This is a genomic window from Gelidibacter sp. (assembly GCF_035577925.1).
Taxonomy (GTDB): Bacteria; Bacteroidota; Bacteroidia; order Flavobacteriales; family Flavobacteriaceae; genus Gelidibacter.
The window spans coordinates 1-2,309 of the sequence record NZ_DATJCY010000246.1; the positions used below are offsets into that span (position 1 = coordinate 1).

Below are 2,309 nucleotides of genomic sequence, written 5' to 3' on the forward strand. Positions count from 1 at the left end.
AGCACTAAAGAAAAGTATAATTTTCAAATAGTTAACCCGGGTTTTGAAAGAACATTAACATTTGATAAAAACACACTTCATAAAATAAAAGAAATTAACCCTAAAAATCATAGTAAAATGACGACAAAAGAAGACGTTCAAAACGCAAACCAACAAGTAGCTAACTCTCACGATAAGGAAAGAGAACAAGCTAATAAACAAATGAATTATTTGGCAAAACAAATGATGTATCTAGGTTTTGCATTATCAAATGATCAAAAGACAACATTAGAGGACAAAATTAAATCTAATGATAAATCTTTCTCCATGGATTTTACTTCTGATAAAACCAATTTTGGAAATAAAATGGATTATAAAATTAACTTTAACAGAGGTGATAAAGGAGGAGTTTTTCTAAATAATTACGAAACGACTTTAACCAAAAAAAATGGAGATGTTTTAACTCACAAATTTGCAGTTAATCAACAAAATAACATTACTGCAAAGGAGGCACTAAATCTAATGGAAGGAAGAGCAGTAAAAACTCAATTGGCCAACAAAGAAAATGGAGAATTATCACCTGCATTTATAAAGTTAAACTTTAATGAAAAAACCGATTATGGCAATTTCAAAATTGAAGTATATAACGAAAACTATGGAGTTAATACAGCTAAAATTGTAGATAAATCGCCTTTAAAATTTGAAAAAGAGGAATACAGAGAAAATACGATAAAAGCCCTTGAAAAAGGTAATATCGTGAAAGCAAAAATGGAAATTGATTCTAAGGAATCCAAGGGATTCGCCGTACTTAATCCACAGTACAAAATGATAAATCTATACGACCAAAATATGCGAAGAATAAATACAAATAAACCTGATCTTTCTATAGAAAACTCTCAAGCTCAAGATAAGGCGCGAATCAAGCAGCATTCAATCTCAAGAGGTGTATAATTTAATAATTTGAAAGTCTTCTTACGATAGGTAATTCGTAGGAAGACTTTTTTATAAACTAAAAATGAGAAATTTAATATTTATACTGATCCTTAGCACTCTTTCCATATCATGCAAAGATAAAAAGATCAAGAAAGATAAAGGCTCCATTGATATTGTTGCAACAATTTATAGGAACGCCTCAAAAACATTAGAAGACAATAGAACTCTAATAGTGTCAAAATTAAATTATAAAAATGATACTATCATAGAACTAATACCTGATGTAGATTTCCCTGAACAAATAAATAATGTTTATTTCATAGTCGATTCAATGTTTACTGACATAGGCGATATTTCTTCAGCTAGGAAAATAAATTTAAAAAACTTAACAGGTAAATTAAATTCTTCCGTCAAAGAAAAACAAGCAGGAGCCATGTTTTCAGATTTGGAGCATACAAATTGGGACTACATCAATAAGCTCACTGACACCGTTCTATTCAAAAAAACTTATATGCGTTTTCAAATAATATCTCCTGAAAATTATACGAGGTTTTATTTATACAAAACTGATACAATTCTTCCCTATCAAATTTATCCAAAATCCGCGGAAAAATTTAATTCAAGAATTGAGCGAATCGATACGTATGATAAAGTCAATGACATATTTATTTCAATGCAGTTAATGCCAAAAAACGAATGGGATTCAGAAGCACAACAAATATTTGATTATAACAATTTCATCTCAAAAAAATGAGGACAAAAAACTCCTACAATAAAGAAAAGATAGATAACATTGTAAATAAATCTTCAGTTCTTGAGTATTTTAAATTTCTTGAAAACAGGGACATCGTAAAATTCACAAGAAAATCCGCTGGAGATTTCTATTTTCAAACTTCGGATAATAAATTCTCAGTATCCGAAAAGCAGAACAAATATTATGACTTTATCACGGGCAAAGGCGGTGGCATAATTAACGCTGTTATGCAAATTGAAAATAAAAGCTGGATTGAAGCAATTCAAAGAATAGAAGAGATTTTCAATTCGAATTTTAAGTCTGAAATGAAAATAGAGCTTACATCAAAAAACGAAAATATTTATGATGACAAAAAAGAACACGAAATAACATCTGTAAATATACCTTTCAACGACAAATTAATTCAGTATTTCGAAAATAGAGGGATAAGTAAAGAAGTGTTAAAAGAAAACTCAAAACAAATCTCATATAAATTAAAGAATAAAGAATATTTTGGAATTGGTATTGAAAATAAATCAGGCGGTTTTGAAATTAGAAATCCTTTTATAAAAACAAAATTAGGTCCTTCAAATTATTCAATAATACAAAATAAAAAAAAAGACGATATTATTCTTGTGGAGGGAATGACAGATGCTTTTTCTTT

At 28.7% G+C, this 2,309-nt stretch carries 2 protein-coding genes and 1 pseudogene; all 3 read left to right on the forward strand.

Going from position 1 to position 2,309, the window contains the following annotated elements:
- Positions 1-930: pseudogene (locus VNJ50_RS09915) on the forward strand (hypothetical protein); the annotation flags it as partial.
- A gap of 64 nt (positions 931-994) precedes the next feature.
- Entirely contained in the window at positions 995-1,666 is a 672-nt protein-coding gene (locus VNJ50_RS09920; protein WP_325581418.1) for a hypothetical protein, read from the forward strand.
- Positions 1,663-2,309, forward strand: a 647-nt coding sequence (locus VNJ50_RS09925) for a CHC2 zinc finger domain-containing protein (RefSeq protein WP_325581420.1), incomplete at its 3' end; no start/stop codon positions are given. The genes VNJ50_RS09920 and VNJ50_RS09925, both read left to right, overlap by 4 nt.

What these genes read in the sequence shown, in the direction of transcription:
- VNJ50_RS09920 (WP_325581418.1), top strand. Translation starts at nt 995, where the DNA reads ATGAGAAATTTAATATTTATACTGATCCTTAGCACTCTTTCCATATCA.